Genomic DNA, 23,129 nt, shown 5'->3' on the forward strand with positions numbered 1-23,129 from the left:
CCATGCAATAGCTTTGGTTAGTCAGCAAAGGATAATTGAAGATGGGCGAATTTCTGAGTGTCGAGCGGCGGGGCAAGATCGCGATCCTGACGATGATCAAGCCCGAGAGCATGAATGCGATCGGCACCCACGAAGATTGCCAGGACATCATCGACACGCTGCGCACCCTCGGCGACGACCGCAGCGTCAGCGCGATCATCCTGACCGGCAGCGGCAAGGCGTTCAGCGCCGGCGGAAATTTGAAAGGCATGCAGGACCGCACCGGCATCGGCGTGCTCGACCAGCCCGATTCCACGCGTGCCAATTACCGCAAGGGCGTGCAGGCGGTAATCCGCGCGCTGATGGATTGCGAGGTGCCGATGATCGCCGCGGTCAACGGCCATGCGATCGGTCTCGGCTGCGATCTTGCTTGTACCTGCGATATTCGCATCGCCGCCGAGAGCGCGAAATTCGCGTGCAGCTTTATCAAGGTCGGGATCGTTCCCGGCGACGGCGGGGCGTGGTTGCTCCAGAAGATACTCGGCTATCCGCGCGCCGCTGAGCTGTTCCTGACCGGGGACCGCTTTGACGCGGTGCAGGCAAAGGAATATGGTCTGGTCACGGACGTCGTGCCCGATGCGGAACTGCTCGACCGTGCAATCGCCATTGCCGAGCGGATCGTCTGCAACCCGCCGCGCGCGCTGCGTCTGACGAAACGCCTGCTGCGCGAGGCGCAGCACAGCCGGATGAGCGATATTTTGGAACTGAGTGCAGCCTATCAGGCGATCGTCCATGAAACCGCGGATAACCGCGAGGCGATCAATGCCTTCGTCGAAAAGCGTCCCCCGGTGTTTACAGGAGAATGATGATGATTGCCGAGCGAGTCCTGCCACTGGCCGGCGTCCACAATTTCCGCGATTATGGCGGCTATGCCGTCGAGGGCGGCGGGCGGCTGCGCGACGGGACGCTGTGGCGCTCGGCGCACCATGAAGCGGCGACCGACGCTGATCTGGACGCACTCGATGCGCTGGGGCTCGAGACGGTGATCGACTTGCGCGGCGATGACGAGCGCGAGTTACATCCGTGCCGGCGCTCCGAGACTTTCTCGGCGCGCGTGCTGTTCGCGGGCGGCGTAACCGCGGGCCTCGCACCGCATCTGCAGGCGGCGGGCGGGACGATCGACGTCGAGACGGCGCGCGAGCGGATGATCGATACCTATGCCGGCATGCCCTATCGCCCCGCGCTCGTCGCGACGCTCCGGCTCTATCTGGCGGCGCTCGCCGAATATGATGCGCCCAGCCTTGTCCACTGCGTTGCGGGCAAGGACCGCACCGGCTTTGCCGTCGCGATCGTTCATCGGCTGCTCGGGGTCCATGAAGACGACCTGATGCAGGATTATCTCCTCACCAACACCGCGGGCAAGATCGAGGAACGCATCGCGCAGGGCGCGGCGCATATCCGCTCGCGTTACGGCGCCGAAATCCACGACGATGCGATCCGCGCGCTGATGTCGGTCAACCCAGCCTATCTCGACGCCGCGCTCGCCACGGTGCGGCGCGACCATGGCGATATCCCGACCTATGCCGAGGCGGTGCTGAACTTCACCCCCGAAATGCGCGAGGCGATCGTCGACCGGCTGGTGCTGTAGGGGCTATTTGCCCCTGACGAGCACCCCGCCCTTCACCACCGCGTCGACGCTTTCGAGCTGGCGCACGTCGGTCAGCGGATTGCCATCGACCGCGACGATATCGGCGTAGCGCCCGATCGCGATCGCGCCGACGTCCTTCTCGCGGCCCAGCGCCTCGGCGGCGTTTTTCGTTGCGGCCTGGATCGCCTGCAGCGGGGTCATTCCATATTCGACCATGACGCGGAACTGGCCGCCGACCTGCCCGTGCGGCATCACGCCCGCATCGGAACCGAACACCATGCGCACGCCGGCCTTCACCGCTTTGCGGAAATTGTCGCGCTGGATCTGCGCAACTTCGCGGTCCTTGCGCAGATTATCCTCGAGCACACCATTCTTCGCGCCTTCGGCCTGCGTATATTCGGTGTTGTAGATGTCCATCGAGAACCACACCGGCTGCTTGCGCGCGAGCGCCATGCGGATGCCTTCGTCGTCGACGAGGCTGACATGCTCGATCGTGTCGATGCCCGCGGCGATCGCGGCGCGGATGCCCGAGGCACCATGCGCGTGCGCGGCGACGCGAAGGCCCCATTGATGCGCTTCGTCGGCGATCGCGGCGAGCTCCTTTTCGGAAACCTGCAACTGGCCGGGCTCGGTGTTGCGCGAAAAGACCCCGCCGGTGGCGCAAACCTTGATCACCTCGGCGCCATATTTGCGCTGGCGGCGAACCTGAAAGCGCAGTTCCTCGGGCGTGTCGCCGATCCCCTCTTCCTTGCCGTCCTTCTTTTCGAGGCTGGGCGGCAGGAAGGTGCTGTCGCAATGCCCCCCGGTCGCGCCGAGCGCATAGCCCGCAGGAACGATGCGCGGGCCCGTCGCATAACCGGCGTCGATCGCCTGCTTCAGCCCGATGTCGTTGCGATTGTCCGACCCGACGTTGCGCACGGTGGTGAAGCCCGCGCCGAGCATGTCGTTCGCATTTTTGACCGCGGTCATGCCCCAGAAGCTGTCGGTGAACTCGAGCCCGCGATAGCCGCCGATGTCGGCGGGGCCGTCGAGATGGACGTGCATGTCGATCAGGCCCGGGACGAGCGTCTTGTCGCCGAGGTCGATATGTTTGACGTTCGATCCCCAGCGCACCGTGCGTGCGTCGGCGATGTTCGTGATGCGGCCGTCGGCGCCGACGAAGATTGCGGGGTATTCGACCGTCTTGCCGGTCAGCACGTCGAGGTATCGCGCGGCGGTGATGACGGTCTGTCCGGCCGTGTCCTGTGCCTTTGCAGGGGCGATTGACGCGGCAAAAAGCGCCGTCGAGCCCAAAGCGATTCCTCGCAGAAAACTGCCTAACTTCACTCGCGATTGCATGTTTACCCCGCCTGTTGTTGGTGCCCGCAAACTAGATGGCAAACCGCCGCAAAATAGGACAGCGGAAAATGCGTCAGGCGGCCGCCCTGTGCCTTGCCACCCACCAGGCGCCAAGCAGCGCGAAGGCGGTGCCGAGCATCGTGCCGCCGGCGATGTCGCTCGCCCAATGGACGCCGAGCATGATGCGCGAGAAGCCGTTGAGGATGATCATCGCCGCCGCGAGCGTCCAGGCATAGGGGCGCCAGCGCGGCGGCGCGAGCCAGGCGAGGAGCAGGTAAACGGTCGCGGCGCTCGTCGCGTGGCCGCTGGGGTAGGAATAGCTTGTCTGATGGTCGAGATGATCGATCAGGTCGGGCCGCGCGCGGCCGAAGCCGAGCTTCAGCAGGCTGGAGGCAAGGTTCGATAGCAGCGACGCGCCGCCGAGTGCGACGGCGCAGCGCGGGCCGCACCAGTGCCAGACGAGCCCGCACAGCAGAATGACGATAACCCAGCGCGGCGTGCCGCCGCCGATCCAGCTTGCGCCTTGCATGAAGGATATGAAGGCGGGGTCGCGTTCGTCGACGCGGATCGCGAGGCTGTGCGAGATTTGCCAGTCGATGCCCTGCGTCCAACCGGCACCGACTGCGAGGCCGAGCAGGATGACGGCGGCGAGGAGCGCGGCTGCGATGGCGGGAAAGCGATAGGATTCGGCGCTCACAATTCCTCCTTCGTCATTCCCGCGAAGGCGGGAATCCCGCTTCCTTGTGCTGGTAAAGCGGGACCCCCGCCTTCGCGGGGGTGACGAGAATGATCAAATATGCAGCGGCCGTCCGAACGCCGCGAGCACGCCCTCGTGCATCGTTTCGCTGAGCGTCGGATGCGGGAAGACGGTGCCGATGAAATCATCCTCGACGAGCTCGGCGGTCTTGCCGATCGTATAGCCCTGGATCAGCTCGGTGACCTCGGCGCCGATCATATGCGCGCCGAGCAATTCGCCGGTCTTCGCGTCGAACACCGTCTTGGTGAAACCCTCGGATTCTCCCAAGGCAATCGCCTTGCCGTTGCCGATGAAGGGGAAGGTGCCGGCCTTGACCTCGTAACCGAGTTCCTTGGCTTTCGCTTCGGTCAGGCCGACGCTGGCGATCTGCGGGCGGCAATAGGTGCAGCCGGGGATGTTGCGCGGGTCCATCGCGTGCGGGTGATTGCCCGCGATCGCCTCGACCGAAATCACCGATTCGTGCATCGCCTTGTGCGCGAGCCACGGCGGCGCGGTGACGTCACCGATCGCCCAGATGCCGGGGACGTTGGTGCGGCACATCGGGTCGGTGTCGATATGGCCCTTGGTCGTCTTCACGCCCAAAGCTTCGAGCCCGATATTCTCGGTGTTCGGGACGATACCGATCGCGACGATCGCGTGGGTGAACTCGGCGCTTTCGGTCTTGCCGTCCTTGGTCTTGATCTTCGCGATGACGCCGGTTGCGGTCGCCTTCAGTTCCTCGACGCCGGCGCCGGTGAAGATCGTCATGCCCTGTTTCTTGAGCGATTTTTCGAGGAAGGCCGAGACATCCGCGTCCTCGACGGGAACGAGGCGGTCGAGCATTTCGACGACGGTCACATCGACGCCCATGTCGCTGTAGAAGCTCGCAAATTCGATCCCGATCGCACCCGATCCGATGACGAGCAGCTTCTTCGGCATTTCGGGCGGGACGAGCGCGTGGCGATAGGTCCAGATGCGTTTGCCGTCGGCGGGCGCGAATGGCAGGTCGCGGGCGCGGGCGCCGGTCGCGACGATGATATTCTTGGCGGAAAGGGTTTCGGTGCCCTTCTCGCCCTTCACCTCGAGCTTGCCCGGCGCGGTCAGCTTGCCCTCGCCCATATGGACGGTGATCTTGTGCTTCTTCATCAGGAAGGCGACGCCCTGGCTGAGCTGCTTCGCGACGCCGCGGCTGCGCTTCACGACCGCGTCGATGTCGGCGCTGATCTGCGCCGCCACGAGGCCATAGTCGCCGGCATGCTGCATATAATGATAGATTTCTGCCGAGCGCAGCAGCGCCTTGGTCGGGATGCAGCCCCAGTTGAGGCAGATGCCGCCGAGATTCTCGCGCTCGACGATCGCGGTTTTCAGGCCCAATTGCGCCGCGCGGATCGCCGCGACATAGCCGCCGGGTCCCGAACCGAGGACGATGAGGTCGTAATTGGTATCAGCCATTATGGGCTCCTTCTAAAGCCCCTCTCCCCTTGCGGGAGAGGGGTTGGGGAGAGGGGGTGGATGCTTCGTCCTGCAGCGCCGCCCATATGGCTTCGCTTACGCCCTCGGTGTTGGTTAGAATGTCGTTGTTCCAGAAGCGCAAAATACGGAAATTCTGACGAGAAAGATATGAATCGCGCGCTTCGTCGTAGGTGTTCTCTGCATGTTGTGACCCATCCGCCTCGATAATCAGGCGATGAGTGAAGCAAATGAAGTCAACGATATAGCGGTCGATTGGAACCTGGCGTTTGAACTTGTAACCCGAGAACCGCTTGGCGCGCAGGAGCTGCCACAATGCTCGCTCTGCATCTGTCGGCTCGGATCGCATGCGCTTCGCTCTTGCGAGTGCGACAGGCCGCCCCCCTCTCCCCAACCCCTCTCCCGCAAGGGGAGAGGGGCTATGGGCCGCGTTGGGCATTTTACGCCACCAGCCCCAGCGGGTTCTCCACCAGTTCCTTGAAGGTCTTCATCAAGAGCGCGCCGTCGGCGCCGTCGATCGCGCGGTGGTCGAAGCTGCCGGTGGCCGACATCACGGTCGCGATCGCGAGCGCGTCGTCGACGATATAAGGCCGCTTCTCGCCCGCGCCGATCGCCATGATCATGCCCTGCGGCGGGTTGATCACCGCGGTGAACTGCTTGATCCCCATCATGCCCATGTTCGAGATCGAGGCGGTGCCGCCTTGATATTCGTTGGGCTGGAGCTTGCCTTCCTTCGCCTTTGCCGCGAGCTCGGACATTTCGGTCGAGATTTTCGACATCGACTTGCCGCCGGCATCGACGATGATCGGGGTGATCAGGCCGCCGGGAATGCTGACCGCGACCGAGATGTCGGCGCGCTTATACTGGCGCATCACGTCGCCGCCGAACGAGACGTTGCACGCGGGGACGCGTTCGAGCGCGACCGCGAGCGCCTTGATCAGCATGTCGTTGACGCTGAGCTTGACGCCGCGGCTTTCGAGGCTGGCGTTGAGCTCGCCGCGGAGCTTGAGCAGCGCGTCGAGGCGGATGTCGACGGTGAGGTAGATGTGCGGCGATTGCTGCATCGACTCGGTCAGACGGCGCGCGATCGTCTTGCGCATGCCGCTGAGCTTCTCATCCTCGTGCGGGATGCCGAAATCGGGGATGGCGCCGGCGGTTGCGGGAGCCGCTGCCGGAGCGGCGGCGGGAGCAGCCGCGCTCGGCGCCGCAGCAGGTGCTGTGGGCGTACCGACCGATGCGCCGCCGAGATCATCCTTGACGATGCGGCCGCCGGGGCCGGTGCCCGTGACGGTCGAGAGGTCGATTCCGCGTTCGGCAGCGAGGCGCTTCGCAAGCGGGCTTGCCTTGATGCGGTCGCCCTTGTCCGTCGCCCCCGCGGAGGCGGGGGCCGTTGGCGTGGGCGCACTTTGGCTAGCGGCCCCCGCCTGCGCGGGGGCGACGTCTTTGGTGGGCGCTGGCGCTTCGGCCTTCGGTTCAGCGGCGGGAGCCGCGGGCGCGGCTGGTGCCGGCGCCGGAGCCGCCTTCGCGCTCGATGCGTCTTCACCCTCACCCGCGATCACAGCGATGACGGTGCCGACCTTCACATTGTCGGTGCCTTCGGCGACGAGAATCTGGCTGACGACGCCTTCGTCGATCGCTTCGAACTCCATCGTCGCCTTGTCGGTCTCGATCTCGGCGAGCAGGTCGCCCGATTTGACCGTGTCGCCTTCCTTGACCAGCCATTTGGCAAGGGTGCCCTCCTCCATCGTCGGCGAGAGAGCGGGCATTTTGAGTTCGATTGGCATATTCAGGCTTGTCCCTGTCAGTCTTGCAGGCGTGGGCCTGCCGCTACGGATTCTTCCTCGCCATAAGCCCTGCGTCGGTCAAGGTCTAGCGGGCCAACTTGCGTTTCATACGAATGTGACGCACTCTTTGCCCCAAGCAAAAACACGAGGGGTCGGGGCGATGCGGACATATCTGGTGGTGATCGACAACAGCCCGGAGGCGACGCTGGCGCTGCGCTTTGCCGCGCGCCGCGCCGCGCGGACGGGCGGCGGCGTGATGGTGCTGGCGATTATTCCGCCGCAGGATTTCGTCGCGTTCGGGGGCGTCCAGGCGACGATCGAGGCCGAGGCGCGCGAGCATGCCGAGGAACTGGTGGCCGCTGCCGCCGATGCGGTGGTGCAAGAAGCGGGCGTCACGCCGCAGATCATGGTGAAGTCGGGCAAACCCGCCGAGGTGGTGCGCGAAGTGATCGGCGCGAGCGACGAGATCGCGGCGCTGGTGCTGGCGACGGCAGCGAGCGGCGCGCCGGGGCCGCTGGTCGCGCATTTCACCGGACAGGATGCGGGGACGCTTCCCTGTCCGGTGATGCTGGTGCCGGGCGGGATCGATATCGCCCGGCTCGATGCGCTGAGTTAGACGACAAGGCTGCGCGGCGCGCCCGCGTCTTTCCATTCAAGGATAGCAAAGCCGAGCACGCCAAAGGCTTGCGCCACGACGACCGCGATGCCGAGGCCGGTCATCTGCGCGGCAAAGGTCGCGACGACCGCGAAACTCGCCGCGACCCAGCCGAGATTGCCGATCGCGATAAGCTTGACCAGCGCCGGATTCGGCACCGCCTGCCGCGCGGCGACGATCATCAGCAGCGCGGCGGCGAGACAGATCCAGCCGCCGATCGCGACGATATTTGCGGGCAGCCCGAGCAGAGCACCGACCGGCGCGGCGGCGAACAGGCCGATGGCAAAAACGCCTCCGCAGGTGAGGGCGTCGGCGACGAGGATATTCTTCAGGTTGAGGATCGACATATGGGTTCTCCTTTCGACCTCCTCAAACTGGACTCGAAAGTGAATGGCGTCGATTACGCCGGAGGTAATGGAAATGCGGAAGGCGGAGGTATAGCTCTCCGGACGAAGGAGACGATCATGCAAGTCGCGACGCTGGGCGAGCAATTGCGCGAATGGCGCACCCGCCGCCGGATGAGCCAGATGGACCTCGCGCTCGATACCGAGATTTCGACGCGGCATCTGAGCTTTATCGAGACGGGGCGGTCGAAGCCGAGCGCACAGATGTTGCAGCGGATCGCCGACTGCCTCGACGTGCCGCACCGCGCGCGTAATGCCATGCTGCTCGCGGCGGGTTATGCCCCCGACTATCAGGAGCGGCCGCTCGACAGCGACGAAATGGCCGGGATGCGGGCGATCGTCGAGCATGTGCTGAAGGGGCACGAGCCCTACCCTGCGCTCGCGGTCGACCGGCACTGGAACATGATTGCGGCGAACGAGGCGATCGCGGTCCTGATCGAACAGGTCTCCCCCGCCCTGCTCGCGCCGCCGGTCAATGTGCTGCGCATCGCGCTGTACCCCGAGGGGCTGGCGCCGCAGATCGTCAACCATGCCGAATGGCGCGCGCATATCCTCCACCGGCTCGACCTGCAGATCGAGGCGAGCGCCGATGCCGGGCTGATCGCGCTGCGCGAGGAACTCGCAGGTTATGCGGTCGAGGCGAACGACAATGGCGGAGGGCATGTGAACGGCATCGCGGTGCCGCTGATCCTCGACACGATCGCAGGGCGGATTTCTTTCGTGTCGACCGTGACGATCTTCGGAACGCCGGTGGATATCACCTTGTCCGAGCTCGCGATCGAGGCGTTTTTCCCGGCGGATGCGGAAAGCGCGGCGTTGTTGCGGAAGCTGGCTGCACGATAACCTATTTTCGTCATTCCCGCGAAAGCGGGAACCCAGTCTGACGTTGCTGCCGGGTTCCCGCTTTCGCGGGAATGGCGAAAGGGTTTAGCGTTTTCGCCCCTTGTGCTTGATATTCGCGGGCCGCCCGCGTTTGCCGACCATATGCTTGCCGGCCCCGTCTTTCCCGGTGCCCTTCGCTTTCACCCCGTCGCGGCGCGGAGGGCGATTGCGGAAGCCGCCTTCGGGCGCATCGGGAAGTTCGAAACGCAAGGCGCCGCTGATCGGGTTTGCGTCCATCAGCCGCAGATCGAGTCGCTGGCCGGTCGTGAAGCTGACGCGGCCATGCTCGCTGTCGAGGCTGCGCGCGGCTTCGTCGTAGAAGAAGCGTTCGCTGCCGAGTGTCGAAACCGGCACCAGCCCGTCGCCGCCGAGCCCGTCGACCGTCGCGAAGAAGCCGAAGGGCTGCACCCCGGTGATGCGCGCCGCGACGATCTCGCCCTTCTTGGTCGACAGATAGGCCGCGACATAGCGGTCGACGGTTTCGCGCTCGGCCTCCATCGCGCGGCGTTCGAGCGCGCTGATCGTCTCGCCGATGCGCGATAGCCCCTTGGCGTCGGCCTCGCCCAGCCCGGTGCGGGTGGGCAGATCCTTGGGCTTGCCGGGCACTTCGAGTTTATAGCTGTCGACGAGCGCGCGGTGGACGACGAGATCGGCGTAGCGGCGGATCGGCGACGTGAAATGCGCGTAGCTGCCGAGCGCGAGGCCGAAATGGCCGGCGTTGGCGGGGCCGTAATAAGCCTGCGTCTGGCTGCGCAGGATCGCCTGCATGATTTCGGGCAACCGGTCGTCTTCGGAAAAGCCGTCGATCAGGCGGTTGAAGACCGCGGGGGTGATCACTTGCCCGAGCGCGAAGCTCCGTTCGAAGGTTTCAAGATAATCCTTGAGGCTGACGAGCTTTTCGCGGCTCGGCGGCTCGTGGATGCGGTACATCACCGGCGACTTCTTCGCCTCGAGCGCCTTCGCCGCCGCGACGTTCGCCGCGATCATATAATCCTCGATCAGCCGCATCGAATCGAGCCGGTCGCGGACGCGGATTTCGGCGATGCCGCCCGCCTCGTCGAGGATGACCTGGCGCTCGGGCAGGTCGAGATCGAGCGGTGCGCGGGCGGCGCGCGCCTTGGCGAGCAGCGCCCAGCAGGCCCACAAATTCTTGAGCGTCGGGAGCACATCGGCGTCCCATTCTGCACGCGGCGCATCGGCGTCATAAGCCGCCTGCGCGTGCTCATAGGCGATGTTCGCACGCAGCCGCACGAGCGCGCGGGTGAAGCGCCATGACGTCACCTTGCCATGCTTGTCGATGACGAGATGGCACGCCATCGCCGCGCGGTCCTGCCCCGCCTTCAGCGAGCAGACGCCGGCGGACAATGTCTCGGGCAGCATCGGCACGACCTGGTCGGGGAAATAGACGCTGTTGCCGCGCCGCCGCGCCTCGCGGTCGAGATCGCCGTCGGGGCGGACATAATAGCTGACATCGGCGATCGCGACGATCGCGCGGAAGCCGCCCTTGTTGGAGCTGTCGTCATCGGGGATCGCCCAGACGGCGTCGTCATGGTCGCGCGCGTCGATCGGGTCGATCGCGACGATCGGCAGGTCGCGCAAATCCTCGCGGCCTTCGGGGGTGAGCGGCAGCTTCGCCGCCCTTTCGGCCTCGGCGAGTGTTTCGGCGCCGAAGACATGCGGGATTTCATGCCGCGCGATCGCGATCATGCTGAGGGCACGCGGCGCAAAGGGATCGCCAAGGCGCTCGACGACCTTCGCCTTGATCGCGGGGCCACGCCCGGTCAGTTCGGCGCGTACGAGGTCGCCGACATTGGCATCGCCCTTGTCGGCGACGGCGAAGTCGTAGCGCGCGCGCTTGTCGGCGGGGCGCAGCCACAGGATCGGCTTGCCGCCCGGACCCATATCCTCGACGAGCACGCCGATTACCGTCTCGCCGCCGGCTTCGAGCCGCTTCATCGGGTGCGCGACATGGCCGCTGCCGCGTTCCTCGGTACGCGCGAGGATGCGGTCGCCGACGCCGAGCGCGCCTTTGCGTCCCTGCTCGATCACGCGCAGGCGCGGCGCGGGCGTGGCGGCTTCCCAGCGCTCGGGCACCGCCCAGACATTGCTGCCCTCGATCGCCGCGACGCGCAGCACGGTGACGCGCGGCAGCCCGCCATGCTTGTGGAACGCGCGTCCGGGCGCCAGGTCGACCAGCCCCTCGTCGGTCATGTCCTTGAGCAGCGCCTTCAGCGCGATCTTGTCGTTGCCGTGGAGCGCGAAATGCTTGGCGATCTCGCGTTTGCCGACCGCCTCCTTGCTCTCTTCGATGAAGCGAAGGATTTGCTCAGGACTAGGCAGTCCGTGATATTGTTTTCGGGCCATTGCCTGCGGATAGGGGGTAACGGTCGGTCCGTCACCCCCATGCACCGATCAATAGGGCGAAATGTCGATGACCTGGCCGGTCGACGAAGCCGTGCAGGTCGAACGATAATGGCCGGTCGCCATCGTGAAGACATAATTGCCGCCGCCGCTGCTGCGCTGGCTGACCGCGACGCTGCTGCCGCCGGGGGCATTTTGATATTGATCGGCGCGGCGTTCGCATGCGGCGCGGGCCGCGTCGGGGCCACCGCGGGCATAGCTGCGGTTCGCGGCGCGGCGATTGGACGCTTCCGCCTCACCCGCCATGAAACCGTCGTGATAGCCTTCGCTGTCGCTGCGGTCATATTGACCGCCATAGAGACCATCGTTGTAGCCGCGCGAATATTCGCTGTCGTGGTTGGCGTCGCCATCGCCATGCTTCTTCTTGTGACTGGCGAGCGCCGCGATCAGGCCGACCGCTGCAATCGCGCCGACGGCTGCCGCTGCACTGCCGCCCCCGCCATGGCCGCAGTTGCTGGAATCGGTCTTGTCGACGTTCGCGTAGCGTCCGTTGGAGACGACGACGCTGACGCAGGTCTTTGTCCCGCTGTTCCACCAATATTGCGCGCCGCCGCTGGTCTTCGTCATTTCATATCCGCGCGATTCCATCGCGGTTTCCGCGCCCGCGGCGCGCGAACCGGGCAGGTCGGATATGTCCGAAGGCGGCTTGGCCGCGGCGGGCGCGATGCTGCCAAGCAACATCGCTGCGATGATCGACGATCCGGCAATCTGTCGTTTCATGACCTTTTCCCCTGTCAAAAATCTAATAGGATGCGCCCGACGCAGGCCGGGTTCATCGCCCGATCCTTGCCGCCGCATCCTACCAGATTAATGACAGGCGCCGAACCGTTTTCACGGCCGTGCCGCGCGATCGCTCAGTAGGTTCGCCCTATGTCAGCCATAGGCGATCCAGCGGCCCGACGCGCCCGCCGCGAGCCACAGGAGCAGCGATGTCCCCGCCATCACCCGTGCTGCGCGAGGCGCCCCATCGGTCCAGCGGGTGATGTGCGTGTTCCAGACCCGCCGAAAGGCGGCCGCGTTCGCCAGCGCCGCGATGACGATGATCAATTTTCGTTCGAAAATAGCCGACCGTGCCAGCGCAGCGCCATCCGCGGCGAACAGGATCACGCCGCTGGCCACCATCAGGATCAGTCCGGCGAGGGCAACCGGCGTCAGCGCGCGCGACAGCTCCGCCACCGGCAGCCGCTGCCATAAACCCACGATCCGCAGGTCGACGACGCCGATTCCACCGACCAGCATGACAAGGCCCAGGAGATGCAGCGTATTGGCAATGGGATAGACTAGCGCCGATCCGCGCGACCACGGCCCGATGCCGGTCGTGTCGAGCCACGCCGCTGCGGCGGTGAGGACGGGCTCCATGCGGCCTCGCTCAGCGGAGCTCGACTGTCTTCTTGCCGACCATCACGCGCTCGACCCGCATTTCGGCGGTGCCGTCGCGCCGAAGATAGCCGGTCAGGCGAAGGCGTTTGCCGGGCTCGATCTCCGCGCGCGTCAGTCCGCGCGTTTCCATGCGGCCGACCGGCGCCAATATGACGTCCCAGACCTTGCCCTGCCAGCGCATCTTCGCGCTGCCATGCGGGTTTCCCCACGACAATTCGGTGAAAGACGCGGTCAGGGTGACCGGTTTGGTCTCGTCATAGGACGACCAGCCATGGTGGGCCGCGGCGGGAGGCGCGGCGAAGGCAAGCGTCGCCGCCGCGATCAACAGGGAAAAGCGCATCGACAGTCTCCTTCGAGCCCCTCGGCACGAAGGCTAAAGGCGCGGCGCCCTTGGCGCAAGGGCGACCGGGCTCAGTAGGTCCGCCCGATCAGCACGCGCTCCACTGCGGGCTCGCCCGTGAAGAAGCAGGCGCCGTCGGCGGGGGCGGCCTCGAGCGGTGTGTTGCGCATCGTCAGCTTGAGCGCCTTGAGCTGGGCAACGATGTCGTCGAGCGCCGCGCCGCTCGGCCGCGACCACTGCACCTCGACCCAGCCGACAAATTTGTCGTCGCCGGCGAAGTGCGCCTTCAGGTCGGTGACGTCGCGGCGGATGTTCGCATGCAGGCGGTCCCTTGCCTCGGCGTGGAGGCTCGACTGGATATCTTCCAGCGTCGCCACCGCCTCGGCCACGAAGTCGCCCTTGGCGACGAACGCCGAATTGAGCTTGCCGTCGTCCTTGTACAGCCGGTCGCGGCGGATCACCGCGACATTGCCGCCGGCGACGTCGCGCGGCCCAATTTCGACGATGATCGGCGCGCCCTTCTTGACCCAGCCCCAGCGCTTGGTCTGCGCCTTGTTCGCGGACGCATCGAGCAGCACACGCACGGGCTCGCGAAACGCATTGAGCGCCTTCAGCTGGCTTTCGAGGTCGCGGCAATAGTCGAGGATCGCGGCGTCCTCTTCATTGTCGCGGAGCATCGGCACGATCACGATCTGGTGCGGCGCGATGCGCGGCGGGCAGCGGAGGCCATCGTCGTCGCCATGCGTCATGATGACGCCGCCGATCATGCGCGTCGACGTGCCCCAGCTCGTTGTATGGCAGAGGCTGTGGCCGCCGTCCTTGTCCTGGTAACGGATGTTCGCGGCTTCGGCGAAGCCGGTGCCAAGATAGTGCGAGGTGCCGGCCTGCAGCGCCTTGCCGTCCTGCATCATCGCCTCGATCGAATAGGTCGCAACGGCGCCCGGGAAGCGCTCATTCTCGGGCTTTTCGCCGGCGATCACCGGCATCGCGAGCACATCCTCGGCAAAGGCGCGATACATTTCGAGCGCGCGCAGCGTCTCGGCCATCGCGTCGGCCTTGTCGGCGTGCGCGGTATGGCCTTCCTGCCACAGGAATTCGCTGGTGCGCAGGAACATGCGCGTGCGCATTTCCCAGCGCACGACATTGGCCCACTGATTGACCTTGAGCGGCAGGTCGCGCCAGCTCTGCACCCAGCGGCTCATTGCGGCGCCGATCACCGTCTCCGAAGTCGGGCGGACGATCAGCGGTTCCTCGAGCTTCGCTTCGGGATCGGGAATCAGCTTGCCCTTGCCGTCTTGAATCAGGCGGTGGTGCGTGACGACCGCCATTTCCTTAGCAAAACCATCGACATGGTCGGCTTCCTTCTCAAAGAAGCTCAACGGGATGAAGAGCGGGAAATAGCAATTCTGAACCCCGGCATCCTTGATCGCTGCGTCCATCACCGTCTGGATGCGTTCCCAGATGCCATAGCCCCACGGCTTGATGACCATGCAGCCGCGCACGCCCGATTCCTCGGCCAGATCGGCTTCGGCAATGACATCCTGATACCAGGCCGCGAAGTCGGCCTGCCGGGTTACGCTGAGCGCATGTTTGACCATGATATTCCGTATTTTCCGTAGCTGGGGCGCCGTGGCGGCCCGATTAATTCTTCTTGGCGAGCGCGGCCTTGAGTTCGGCGACTTCGGCCTTGAGTGCGGCGATTTCGGCATCCTTGGCCTTGCCGCCGCCGCCGGCGCCCGGGATGAATGCTCCAGCGGCCTGCTGGAACATCTCCATATTGCGGCGCGTCAATTCGGCGAGCGGGTTCGATCCCAGCGCGCCTTCGAGCGCCGAGCGGACGTCCTGCTGGTTCTTGCGGAAGGCGGTCATCGAGGCTTCGAGATATTGCGGCACCATCGACTGCATCTTGTCGCCGTACATCCCGATCAGATGGCGCAGGAAATTGACCGGCAGCAGCGTTTCGCCGCGCGTTTCCTCGTCCATGATGATCTGCGTCAGGACATTGTGCGTGATGTCGTCGCCGCTCTTCGCATCGACGACGCGGAAATCGCGGCCGTCGCGGACCATCGTGCCCAGATCCTCGAGCGTGATGTAGCAGCTGCGCTCGGTGTCGTAGAGCCGCCGGTTGGCGTATTTCTTGATCGTGACGACGTCATCTTCCGTCGCCCCCGCCCTGGACTTCGCCATCTTGACCTGCGCTCCCTATATTCCGGTGCAATGGCGACCGCGCCGCCCGGACATTCGAAGCCCCCGCATTAGCATCAAATAATGATGCATCGCAACATGCGCGGATTCGCAGCCTTTCGCGTGAAAGAACCGATTCTTCTTCCGAACCCTGCGCTCCAGATCCGTCGGTTAGAATTTTTTTGGCTTGCTAACCGATCTCGTGACGGCTGACCCGCCTCTACGCAATTTCGTTTCAATCGTAATCAAATCTCTGGTATTTTTTTTGCTTCAAGTCGCTGTTTTGGCTCATTCGTTTCTCGAACTAGCACTTTGATTCCAAACGCCAGGCGCTCGCCCTTGCGTGCCGTGTTGCAAAAATGGCACAGCGCCGCATCGGAGTCTCCCCACTGTCAGAAAATTTACATCAAAAGCTTGTGCCGCCGAAAATTTGCGTCTTTCTAGCGTGCAATCCGTTCTCTCCAATTTTTTGAACGGCCAACCGGGGAAATACACCATGAAAAAGACTAGCCTGCTGGTGCGGGGCTCTGCCCTGACTCTTGCTTTGTTCAGCGCGATGCCCGCGATGGCACAAGAGGCCGTTGCTGCGGACGAAAGCGCCGAAGCGGCTTCGGAAGGGACGATTGTCGTCACCGGCTCGCGCATCCGCCGTCCGAACCTCGAATCGACCGTGCCGATCACCTCGATCACCGGTGAAAGCTTTTTCCAGCAGGGTCAGACCAACATCGGCGACACCCTGAACGACCTGCCCCAGCTGCGCAGCACGTTCGCCCAGCAGAACCCGGGCCTCGGCATCGGTATCGCGGGTCTTAACCTGCTCGATCTTCGCGGCCTCGGCACCCAGCGCACGCTGGTCCTGGTCAACGGCCGCCGCCACGTTCCCGCCGACATTTTGAACAATGCCGTGTCGCCCGACGTCAATACCATCCCGAACGACCTGATCGAACGCGTCGACATCGTCACGGGCGGCAATTCGGCGATTTACGGCTCGGACGCGATCGCGGGCGTCGTCAACTTCATCCTGCGCCGCGACTATGACGGTCTCCAGCTCCGCGCCCAGGGCGGCATTTCCGAAGAAGGCTTCGGCGGCAACCAGTATTTCTCGGCCATGTACGGCAAGAATTTCGCCGAAGGCCGCGGCAACGTGACGCTGCATGGCGAATATTCGCGCCAGGATCGCGTGTTCGCATCGGACATCCCGGCGTTCCAGCGTCAGGATGCCTTCGGTGTGATCGACGGCGACGCCGGCGCCGGTATCGTCAATGGCGGTGACGGCTTCCCGGATCGCGTTTTCATCCGCGACATCCGCAGCTCGACCATCCACTTCAACGGGCTTGTTCCGATCAACCAGCGCAACGCCCCGGGCGCAGCCTGCGGTAACGGCACGCTGGCCAACAACGGCGGCCCGAACAGCCTCGGCACGCCGTACAACTGCACCTATATCTTCACCAACGAAGGCCGCCTGGTCCCGCAGACGGGGTCGCGTTACGGTGCGGGCATTCTCGGCGGCATTGCCGGCGGCAACGGCCAGACGGGCCGCGAAGGCAAGCTGCTTTCGGTGCTTCCGTTCACCGAACGCTACAACTTCAACATGCTGGCGCGTTTCGAGGTCAATGAGCAGTCGGAACTGTTCCTCGAAGCCAAGTGGAACCGCGTCAACGCACTCGGCAACAACGCTGGTCCGGCCGGCATCCAGGGCACGCTGCAGCAGTTCGATTATCGCGAGCGCACGCGCCTCGATAACCCGTTCCTGAACCCCGCGGACCGCACGACCCTGGCCAATCTGATCTCGGCTTCGGGCTGCCGGACCGACCTTCTGGTCACCTGTCCCGCCGGCGGCAACCTCAGCGCAGCAGATCGCGCCGCGATCGCCGATGGGTCGTACCGCTTCGTCCTCGCGCGCTCGCTGCTCGACGTCGGCATTCGTGACGAAAAGTTCCAGCGCGATACCTGGCGCGTTGTTGGCGGCCTCCGCGGCACGTTCAACGATGACTGGAACTACGAACTGTCGATGAACTACGGCAAGTTCCGCGAAGACGTGACCACCACGGGCTTCATCGACCGCCAGCGGTTCATGCTTTCGCTGGACGCGGGCCGTAACCCCGTCACCGGCGCGATCCAGTGCCGTGCGCAGTTCGACCCCGCTTCGGCCGTCCGGTTCCAGAACGCCAGCTTCGGTGACCCGGTCGTCAACCAGAACCGCCTTGCTGCCGATATCGCGGCTTGCGTGCCTTACAATCCGTTTGGCGGCCTCGATAACAGCGGTGCGATCGACTATTTCAGCCGCACCTTCACCGCGTCGTCGGGGCTGTCGCAGTTCATCGCGTCGGGCTTTGTCGCGGGCGACACCAGCGGGTTCTTCAACCTGCCGGGCGGCCCGGTCCGCTTCGCGATCGGCGCCGAATACCGCAACGAGCGGGCGTTCTACGAGCAGGATCCGTTCGTCACCGGTGGCTACACCAATGGCGTTTCGATCCCGTCATTCCGTCCGAAGCCCTTCGAGGTGAAGGAAGCCTATGGCGAAATCCAGCTTCCGCTGCTGAAGGAAGTGCCTTTCGCCTATGAACTGACGCTCAGCGGCGCGGGTCGTGTCGCGAAGTATCAGGGCAATGTCGGCACGGTCTATTCGTACAACGCCGGCATCGACTATGCGCCGATCGAGGATGTCCGCTTCCGCGCCAACTACAGCCGCGCGGTTCGCGCCCCGAACGTTTCGGAAACGGCATTCCCGCTGGTTCCGAACTTCCAGACGATCACCGATCCCTGCAACCCGGGGCAGCGCGGTACGGGCATCCGTAACACCAACTGCACGGCCGCTTTGGGCGCGCAGCTCGGCCTGCTCACCGACGTCAACCAGTCGCTCGGCATCGTCAGCGGCAGCAACCCGAACCTGGTCGCGGAAACCTCGGATTCCTACACCTATGGCGTGGTCATCCAGCCGCGCTTCATCCCGGGTCTGAACCTGTCGGTCGACTATTACGACATCACGGTGGACGGCATCATCACGTCGCTGACGGCGCAGCAGATCCTCAACAGCTGCTATGACTCGGCGTCGCTCGACAATGTGTTCTGCCGTCAGTTCAGCCGCAACCTGACCAATGCTCCGGTCAATGGCGATCAGCCGGGTCGTATTGTGACCAACTCGCTGATCGTGGCGCCGTTGAACTTCGCCCGCCGCAAGCGCGAGGGTATCGACGTCAACCTTGCCTATCGTACAGCCCTGACCGACGATGTCAGCCTGAACACGAACCTGATCTACACGCACAATCTGACGATCAGCAACTTTCAGGACTCGGTGAACCCGGACTTCGAGAACCGTCTTCTCGGCGAACTGGGCGATCCGAAGGACGAGTTCCGCTGGGACGTCGACCTGGGCGTCGGTCCGTTCACCTTCGGATACCGGATGCGCTACATCGGGCCGATGTACCTCGACACCTATGAGAACCTGAACGAACTGAACGGTCTGCCGCCGGCGAACATCGACTATGCCGATGTCGATAAATACCCGCGCGTCTTCTACCACGATCTGCGTTTCGAATGGGACGTCAACAAGTCGTCGGGCGGTCCGAACATCAACTTCTATGCTGGTGTCGACAACGTCCTCGACAAGATGCCGCCGTACGGTTCGACCGCAACGGGCGCGGGTAGCGCGATCTACGGCTTCCGTGGCCGCAGCTTCTATGCAGGTGCCCGCGCTCGCTTCTGATCGCTCAACCTGTCGCAGAATTCGGGGGACGAGAGCTTGCTCTCGTCCCCCATTTCTTAGGCAGGACGGAGAATGCAGCGCGCCGCGCCAACGGTCCGTTGCGCGATGCGGCTATGCCTTAACGATATCGCTGTGCGGCGCGAAGAGCCGCGCGGTTGGGGGAGCTAGCTCCACAGCCTCGCGAACCGGATGCCAAGTCCGGTCAGCAACTCATATTGCGACAAGCCGCTGCGCGCGGCCGCCGATGGCAGGTCGTAATCGAGCGCAAGCCAATCGCCCTCGCCGATCGCGCCGGCGTCGCTGGCATCAAAGGCGATGAGGTCCATCGAAACGCGGCCGATCAGCGGCAGCGCATTTCCTTGCCATGACGCACCGCCGCCCGCCCCGGCGTGACAACGCAGATAGCCGTCGGCGTAGCCCATATTGGCGACCGCGACCCGGCTGTCGCGCGGCGCGGTCCAGGTCGCGCCATAGCCCACCGCTTCGCCCTTGCGCACCGTGCGTAGCTGCAGCACGCGCGTCTCGGGATAAACGACCTGGCGAATATGACCCTGCGCTTCGCCGCGCGGCGTTCCGCCGTAAAGCGCGATGCCGGGACGCGTCAGGTCGAACGCATAGTCGGAGCCCAGGCAGATGCCCGCGCTGTTGGCGAGACTGTATCGCCGCGCGGGAACAGCTTCCCGAATGGCTTGGAATGCCGCGAGTTGCCGCGCATTCTGATCGCTGTCCTCGTCGGCCGACGCCAGATGGCTGAGCAGCGTTTCGATGGCAAGCCCGTCGAGCGCGCCGCCCAGCACCTCGTCGATGCGCAGGCCGAGGCGGTTCATTCCGGTATCGACCATCACATCGCACGGACGTCCCTCGCCCGCTTCGCGCCAGCGCGCGACCTGTTCGACGCTGTTCAGCACGGGGCGCACCGGGAGGGTGCGCGCCGCGACCATGTCGCTCGCCCCGACGCCGTGCAGCACCGACAGCGATACGCCTTCGGGCAAGGGCATCAATGCCGCCGCCTCGGCCCAGGTCGCGACGAAAAAGTCTCGGCAGCTCGCAGCGGTGAGGTGCTGCATTACGGCCCGCGCGCCAAGGCTGTAGCCGTCGGCCTTGATCGCGGCGCCGCACGCAGCACCGCCGCTCTGGCCGGCCAGCCAGCGCCAGTTGGCGATGAGGGCATTGCTGTCGAGACGGAGGCGGAGCGGCGATGGGACGTGGATCATGCCTCGCCCCTATACAGCTTCGCGGGCTGCGCCAATGGGGTGATCAGCGGGGCGCCGGCTTGTCCCACTGCCCCTCGACCGGGTCCTTGAGCATGAAGGCGGTGACGAGAAAAGCGACGAGCACGACGCCCCAGGTGTACCACAGGCCTGAATAGGCATTGCCGGTCTTCGCGATGATGAAGCTCGCGATCAGCGGCAGAAAGCCGCCGAAATATCCGGTGCCGAGATGGTATGGGATCGACAGCGACGAATAGCGGACGTGCGGCGGGAACATTTCGGACAGCAGCGCCGCGACGGGGCCATAGGTGAAACCCGACAGCGCGCTGAGGCCGAGCAAGGCGAGGAAGATCACGGCGATGCTGGCGATGCTCGGGATCTGCTTGGCGAAGTCATAACCCATCGCCTCGAGCGCGGGCTGCAGAAGCGCGGGATCTTCGCTCGCGACTTCGCGGTCGCCGATGCGGATCTTGACGCTGTCGAAGCCGCTATCGGTTTGGGCGACGGTATAGGGAACGCCCAGTTTCGTCAGCTCGCCCAGCGTCCGGCCGCATGCGGTTTCCTGCTTCTGCGCGAACGGGTCGAAGCTGCACTGCGAGCCGGTGACGGTCACCGGTGCGCGTTCGGCGGCGGCGGACAGCGCGGGGTTGGCGACGCTGCCCATCCACCAGAAGAGCGGGAACAGCAGTACCAGCGTAACGCCATAACCCCAGACGATCGGCTTCTTGCGCCCGATGCGGTCGGAGAGGCGTCCCGCCCATATGAAGAAGCCCATACCCACCGCGGCGGCGCAGCCGACGATGATTTCGGCGGCGGTGTCCTCGACCTTCATCGGCCCTTTGAGGAACGACAGGCCCGAGAACATCGCCGTGTACCAGATGACGGTGAGGCCGGCGGCGATGCCGAACAGCGCGATAAAGATGCGGCGTGGGTTGCCGGGGTAGGTGAAGCTTTCCTTGAGCGGATTCTTCGCAAGCTCGCCTTCCGCCTTCATCGCCTGGAACACCGGGCTTTCGGACAGTTTGAGGCGCATCCAGAGCGAAATGACAAGCAGGATGATCGAGAGGAGGAAGGGCACGCGCCAGCCCCAGCTTTGCCAGATGGCGTCGGGCATCAGCGCCTTGCAGCCGAGCACGACGATCAAGCTGAGCACGAACCCGCCGACGACGCTTGCCTGGATGAAGCTGGTGTAGAAGCCGCGCTTTCCGGGCGGCGAATGTTCGGCGACATAGACCGCCGCACCGCCATATTCGCCGCCGAGCGCGAGCCCTTGCAGCACGCGGAGCAGGATGACGATGATCGGCGCGGCGATGCCGATGGTGGCGGCCGACGGGATCATCCCGACGCCCGCGGTCGCGATGCCCATCAGCGTGACGGTGACGAGGAAGGTGTATTTGCGTCCGAGGCGGTCGCCAAGGAAACCGAAGAGGACGGCGCCGAGCGGACGGAAACCGAAACCGACCGCGAACCCCGCCCAGACGAGCAGCGTTTCAAGCGTCGCATTGTCGCTGGGAAAGAAAGCCTTGCCGATGATCGCCGCGAGCGTGCCGTAGATGAAGAAATCATACCATTCGAACACCGTGCCCGCCGACGAGGCGGCGATGACCATGCGGATGTCCTTCGCGGTCGGTTCGTAAACGGCGCCGGGTCCGGCGGCGGCACTCTCGGTCATCAGGCTCTCCCCCACCCCGTATTGCATGGGGCTTTCGCCCTTCTCTACCGGGCAAGCGCCGCCGCGCAAGCCTTCTTGGCGTAGCGTCATTCCGGTGGCAGGATGCGGTGATGCAGTTCATCGACCTTTCGATACCGATCACCAACGACGTCGTGTCCGACCCGCCGGTGATGCGCCCCAACATCACCTATATGACCCATGAGAACACGTGGGAGCAGATCGCGATGTTCTTCCCCGGGCTGACCCGAGAGGATTTGCCCGACGGCGAAGGCTGGGCGGTCGAGATGCTGTCGCTGAGCACGCACAACGGCACGCATATGGACGCGCCCTGGCATTATCATTCGACGACCGACAGCGGCGCGTCGCCCGCCCCGTCGATTGACGAAGCGCCGCTCGACCTCTTCTTCCGTCCCGGGGTGAAACTCGATTTTTCGGATCGGCCGCACGGCCATGTCGTGAGCGGCGGTGAGGTCGAGGCCGAGCTGGCGCGGATCGGGCACGACCTCAAGCCGTTCGACATCGTGCTCGTCGAGTCGGGGGCAGTCTATGGTACCGACAATTTCACCGATCAGGGTTGCGGCATGGGCGCCGAGGCGACGCTGTACCTGACGACACGCGGCGTGCAGGTCGTCGGCACCGATGCATGGAGCTGGGACGCGCCGTTCAGCCACACCGCGAAACGCTGGGCCGAGACGCGCGACCCGTCGATCATCTGGGAAGGCCATAAGGCGGGGCGCATCCGGCCCTATTACCAGATCGAGAAGCTCACCAATTTGGCCGCGATCCCGGCGACGGGTTTCACCTTCAGCTGCTTTCCGGTGAAGATCGAGCGCGCGAGCGCGGGATGGATCCGCGCGGTGGCGCTGATCGACTAAAGGTTCGTCGTCGCCAGCATCCACAACGTCCAGAGGCCGAGTATGAGCAATGTGCCAAAGGTCGCAGCGACGCCGACCTGGCGCCCCAGCGGCGCCTTCCCCGGCTCGGACGGCGTATAGAGCCCGATCACATGCGCTACGCGGCCGACGAGGAAAATCGCGCCGATGACCATAAGCGCCATATGATTGGCGCGCGCCGTCTCCAGCAAGCCGAGCAGGATGATGGTGATCGGCGCATATTCGGCCAGATTGCCGTGGCTGCGGCTGGCGCTGATGAGCTTCGCGTCGCCGTGATCGCCGAACGCAGCCTTCAAGCGCAGCCGCTGGCGCACCGTATCGATCGCAGTCGCAAGCAGCAGCAGCGCGCAAATGGCGGCCACGAACGCGGTTACCGGTAAAGTCATGGTCCCTCTCCCCTGTTTCCCGCGCCCAGCCTAGCCGGTC

At 64.7% G+C, this 23,129-nt stretch carries 21 protein-coding genes; 6 read left to right on the forward strand and 15 right to left on the reverse strand.

Going from position 1 to position 23,129, the window contains the following annotated elements; genetic code table 11:
* The first annotated feature begins 41 nt into the window (after positions 1 to 41).
* Together J2X38_RS09595 and J2X38_RS09600 are read left to right on the forward strand one after the other, a co-directional pair.
* Positions 42 to 845, forward strand: a complete 804-nt coding sequence (locus tag J2X38_RS09595) for a crotonase/enoyl-CoA hydratase family protein (protein WP_310253499.1) — start codon at positions 42 to 44, stop codon at positions 843 to 845.
* 2 nt (positions 846 to 847) lie between these two features.
* Positions 848 to 1,627, forward strand: a complete 780-nt coding sequence (locus J2X38_RS09600; RefSeq protein WP_310253501.1) for a tyrosine-protein phosphatase — start codon at positions 848 to 850, stop codon at positions 1,625 to 1,627.
* Positions 1,628 to 1,630: 3 nt separating this feature from the next.
* On the opposite strand, the gene J2X38_RS09605 is transcribed toward J2X38_RS09600, so the two are convergent.
* From J2X38_RS09605 to J2X38_RS09625, 5 genes are all read right to left on the reverse strand, one after another.
* Entirely contained in the window at positions 1,631 to 2,965 is a 1,335-nt protein-coding gene (locus J2X38_RS09605) for an amidohydrolase family protein (RefSeq protein WP_310253503.1), read from the reverse strand.
* A gap of 73 nt (positions 2,966 to 3,038) precedes the next feature.
* Entirely contained in the window at positions 3,039 to 3,662 is a 624-nt protein-coding gene (locus J2X38_RS09610; RefSeq protein WP_310253505.1) for a phosphatase PAP2 family protein, read from the reverse strand.
* 93 nt (positions 3,663 to 3,755) lie between these two features.
* The gene (gene lpdA, locus J2X38_RS09615; protein WP_310253507.1) at positions 3,756 to 5,153 is read right to left on the reverse strand and encodes a dihydrolipoyl dehydrogenase; all 1,398 of its coding nucleotides are present in this window, start codon (positions 5,151 to 5,153) and stop codon (positions 3,756 to 3,758) included.
* On the reverse strand, positions 5,146 to 5,520 hold the full coding sequence (locus J2X38_RS09620) for an endonuclease domain-containing protein (protein WP_310253509.1): 375 nt from the start codon (positions 5,518 to 5,520) through the stop codon (positions 5,146 to 5,148). The genes lpdA and J2X38_RS09620 overlap by 8 nt, the downstream gene beginning before the upstream one ends.
* Before the next feature lie 91 nt (positions 5,521 to 5,611).
* Positions 5,612 to 6,955, reverse strand: a complete 1,344-nt coding sequence (locus J2X38_RS09625) for a pyruvate dehydrogenase complex dihydrolipoamide acetyltransferase (RefSeq protein ID WP_310253510.1) — start codon at positions 6,953 to 6,955, stop codon at positions 5,612 to 5,614.
* Positions 6,956 to 7,115: 160 nt separating this feature from the next.
* Between J2X38_RS09625 and J2X38_RS09630 the strand changes: the two genes are divergently transcribed.
* Entirely contained in the window at positions 7,116 to 7,571 is a 456-nt protein-coding gene (locus J2X38_RS09630; protein WP_058538564.1) for a universal stress protein, read from the forward strand.
* On the opposite strand, the gene J2X38_RS09635 is transcribed toward J2X38_RS09630, so the two are convergent.
* Positions 7,568 to 7,957, reverse strand: a complete 390-nt coding sequence (locus J2X38_RS09635) for a hypothetical protein (protein WP_310253517.1) — start codon at positions 7,955 to 7,957, stop codon at positions 7,568 to 7,570. The two genes, J2X38_RS09630 and J2X38_RS09635, sit on opposite strands and share 4 nt — an antisense overlap.
* Before the next feature lie 117 nt (positions 7,958 to 8,074).
* Between J2X38_RS09635 and J2X38_RS09640 the strand changes: the two genes are divergently transcribed.
* Entirely contained in the window at positions 8,075 to 8,857 is a 783-nt protein-coding gene (locus J2X38_RS09640) for a helix-turn-helix transcriptional regulator (protein WP_310253518.1), read from the forward strand.
* A gap of 84 nt (positions 8,858 to 8,941) precedes the next feature.
* Here J2X38_RS09640 and J2X38_RS09645 read toward each other — a convergent pair whose 3' ends face one another.
* The 6 genes from J2X38_RS09645 to phaR form a co-directional block, all read right to left on the reverse strand.
* Entirely contained in the window at positions 8,942 to 11,260 is a 2,319-nt protein-coding gene (locus J2X38_RS09645; RefSeq protein ID WP_310253520.1) for a VacB/RNase II family 3'-5' exoribonuclease, read from the reverse strand.
* Between the two features lie 48 nt (positions 11,261 to 11,308).
* On the reverse strand, positions 11,309 to 12,037 hold the full coding sequence (locus tag J2X38_RS09650) for a hypothetical protein (RefSeq protein ID WP_310253522.1): 729 nt from the start codon (positions 12,035 to 12,037) through the stop codon (positions 11,309 to 11,311).
* 153 nt (positions 12,038 to 12,190) lie between these two features.
* The gene (locus J2X38_RS09655) at positions 12,191 to 12,676 is read right to left on the reverse strand and encodes a DUF6644 family protein (RefSeq protein ID WP_310253524.1); all 486 of its coding nucleotides are present in this window, start codon (positions 12,674 to 12,676) and stop codon (positions 12,191 to 12,193) included.
* A 10-nt stretch (positions 12,677 to 12,686) separates the two neighbouring features.
* Complete coding sequence (locus tag J2X38_RS09660) at positions 12,687 to 13,037, reverse strand: DUF6152 family protein (RefSeq protein ID WP_310253526.1); 351 nt, start codon at positions 13,035 to 13,037, stop codon at positions 12,687 to 12,689.
* A 71-nt stretch (positions 13,038 to 13,108) separates the two neighbouring features.
* A complete protein-coding gene (gene proS / locus J2X38_RS09665) occupies positions 13,109 to 14,635 on the reverse strand; it encodes a proline--tRNA ligase (protein ID WP_310253527.1) in 1,527 nt (508 codons plus the stop codon).
* 43 nt (positions 14,636 to 14,678) lie between these two features.
* Positions 14,679 to 15,224 (reverse strand): polyhydroxyalkanoate synthesis repressor PhaR, encoded by a 546-nt coding sequence (gene phaR, locus J2X38_RS09670; RefSeq protein ID WP_058538559.1) that lies wholly within the window; start codon positions 15,222 to 15,224, stop codon positions 14,679 to 14,681.
* A gap of 493 nt (positions 15,225 to 15,717) precedes the next feature.
* Between phaR and J2X38_RS09675 the strand changes: the two genes are divergently transcribed.
* Positions 15,718 to 18,927: a TonB-dependent receptor domain-containing protein gene (locus J2X38_RS09675; RefSeq protein ID WP_310253530.1), complete on the forward strand. Its 3,210-nt coding sequence runs from the start codon at positions 15,718 to 15,720 to the stop codon at positions 18,925 to 18,927.
* A gap of 164 nt (positions 18,928 to 19,091) precedes the next feature.
* Here J2X38_RS09675 and alr read toward each other — a convergent pair whose 3' ends face one another.
* Both alr and J2X38_RS09685 read right to left on the reverse strand, forming a co-directional pair.
* Positions 19,092 to 20,141, reverse strand: coding sequence for an alanine racemase (gene alr, locus J2X38_RS09680; RefSeq protein WP_310253532.1), 1,050 nt, complete (start codon positions 20,139 to 20,141; stop codon positions 19,092 to 19,094).
* A gap of 43 nt (positions 20,142 to 20,184) precedes the next feature.
* Positions 20,185 to 21,810 carry an MFS transporter gene (locus tag J2X38_RS09685; protein ID WP_310253534.1) on the reverse strand — a complete coding sequence of 542 codons (1,626 nt, stop codon included), beginning with the start codon at positions 21,808 to 21,810 and terminating at the stop codon, positions 20,185 to 20,187.
* Between the two features lie 110 nt (positions 21,811 to 21,920).
* Here J2X38_RS09685 and J2X38_RS09690 point away from each other — a divergent pair, with 110 nt between their 5' ends.
* Complete coding sequence (locus J2X38_RS09690) at positions 21,921 to 22,685, forward strand: cyclase family protein (protein WP_310253536.1); 765 nt, start codon at positions 21,921 to 21,923, stop codon at positions 22,683 to 22,685.
* Here J2X38_RS09690 and J2X38_RS09695 read toward each other — a convergent pair.
* On the reverse strand, positions 22,682 to 23,089 hold the full coding sequence (locus J2X38_RS09695; protein ID WP_310253538.1) for an MAPEG family protein: 408 nt from the start codon (positions 23,087 to 23,089) through the stop codon (positions 22,682 to 22,684). The two genes, J2X38_RS09690 and J2X38_RS09695, sit on opposite strands and share 4 nt — an antisense overlap.
* Between the last annotated feature and the right edge of the window lie 40 nt (positions 23,090 to 23,129).

It is taken from the genome of Sphingopyxis sp. BE235 (assembly GCF_031457175.1).
Lineage (GTDB): Bacteria > Pseudomonadota > Alphaproteobacteria > Sphingomonadales > Sphingomonadaceae > Sphingopyxis.

Coding starts and splice junctions, on each gene's coding strand:
- proS (WP_310253527.1), bottom strand. CDS start 14,635: ATGGTCAAACATGCGCTCAGCGTAACCCGGCAGGCCGACTTCGCGGCC.
- J2X38_RS09655 (WP_310253524.1), bottom strand. CDS start 12,676: ATGGAGCCCGTCCTCACCGCCGCAGCGGCGTGGCTCGACACGACCGGC.
- J2X38_RS09595 (WP_310253499.1), top strand. CDS start 42: ATGGGCGAATTTCTGAGTGTCGAGCGGCGGGGCAAGATCGCGATCCTG.
- J2X38_RS09690 (WP_310253536.1), top strand. CDS start 21,921: ATGCAGTTCATCGACCTTTCGATACCGATCACCAACGACGTCGTGTCC.
- J2X38_RS09685 (WP_310253534.1), bottom strand. CDS start 21,810: ATGACCGAGAGTGCCGCCGCCGGACCCGGCGCCGTTTACGAACCGACC.
- J2X38_RS09600 (WP_310253501.1), top strand. CDS start 848: ATGATTGCCGAGCGAGTCCTGCCACTGGCCGGCGTCCACAATTTCCGC.
- J2X38_RS09605 (WP_310253503.1), bottom strand. CDS start 2,965: ATGCAATCGCGAGTGAAGTTAGGCAGTTTTCTGCGAGGAATCGCTTTG.
- J2X38_RS09620 (WP_310253509.1), bottom strand. CDS start 5,520: ATGCGATCCGAGCCGACAGATGCAGAGCGAGCATTGTGGCAGCTCCTG.
- alr (WP_310253532.1), bottom strand. CDS start 20,141: ATGATCCACGTCCCATCGCCGCTCCGCCTCCGTCTCGACAGCAATGCC.
- J2X38_RS09660 (WP_310253526.1), bottom strand. CDS start 13,037: ATGCGCTTTTCCCTGTTGATCGCGGCGGCGACGCTTGCCTTCGCCGCG.
- J2X38_RS09650 (WP_310253522.1), bottom strand. CDS start 12,037: ATGAAACGACAGATTGCCGGATCGTCGATCATCGCAGCGATGTTGCTT.
- J2X38_RS09640 (WP_310253518.1), top strand. CDS start 8,075: ATGCAAGTCGCGACGCTGGGCGAGCAATTGCGCGAATGGCGCACCCGC.
- phaR (WP_058538559.1), bottom strand. CDS start 15,224: ATGGCGAAGTCCAGGGCGGGGGCGACGGAAGATGACGTCGTCACGATC.
- J2X38_RS09630 (WP_058538564.1), top strand. CDS start 7,116: ATGCGGACATATCTGGTGGTGATCGACAACAGCCCGGAGGCGACGCTG.
- lpdA (WP_310253507.1), bottom strand. CDS start 5,153: ATGGCTGATACCAATTACGACCTCATCGTCCTCGGTTCGGGACCCGGC.
- J2X38_RS09645 (WP_310253520.1), bottom strand. CDS start 11,260: ATGGCCCGAAAACAATATCACGGACTGCCTAGTCCTGAGCAAATCCTT.
- J2X38_RS09635 (WP_310253517.1), bottom strand. CDS start 7,957: ATGTCGATCCTCAACCTGAAGAATATCCTCGTCGCCGACGCCCTCACC.
- J2X38_RS09625 (WP_310253510.1), bottom strand. CDS start 6,955: ATGCCAATCGAACTCAAAATGCCCGCTCTCTCGCCGACGATGGAGGAG.
- J2X38_RS09695 (WP_310253538.1), bottom strand. CDS start 23,089: ATGACTTTACCGGTAACCGCGTTCGTGGCCGCCATTTGCGCGCTGCTG.
- J2X38_RS09675 (WP_310253530.1), top strand. CDS start 15,718: ATGAAAAAGACTAGCCTGCTGGTGCGGGGCTCTGCCCTGACTCTTGCT.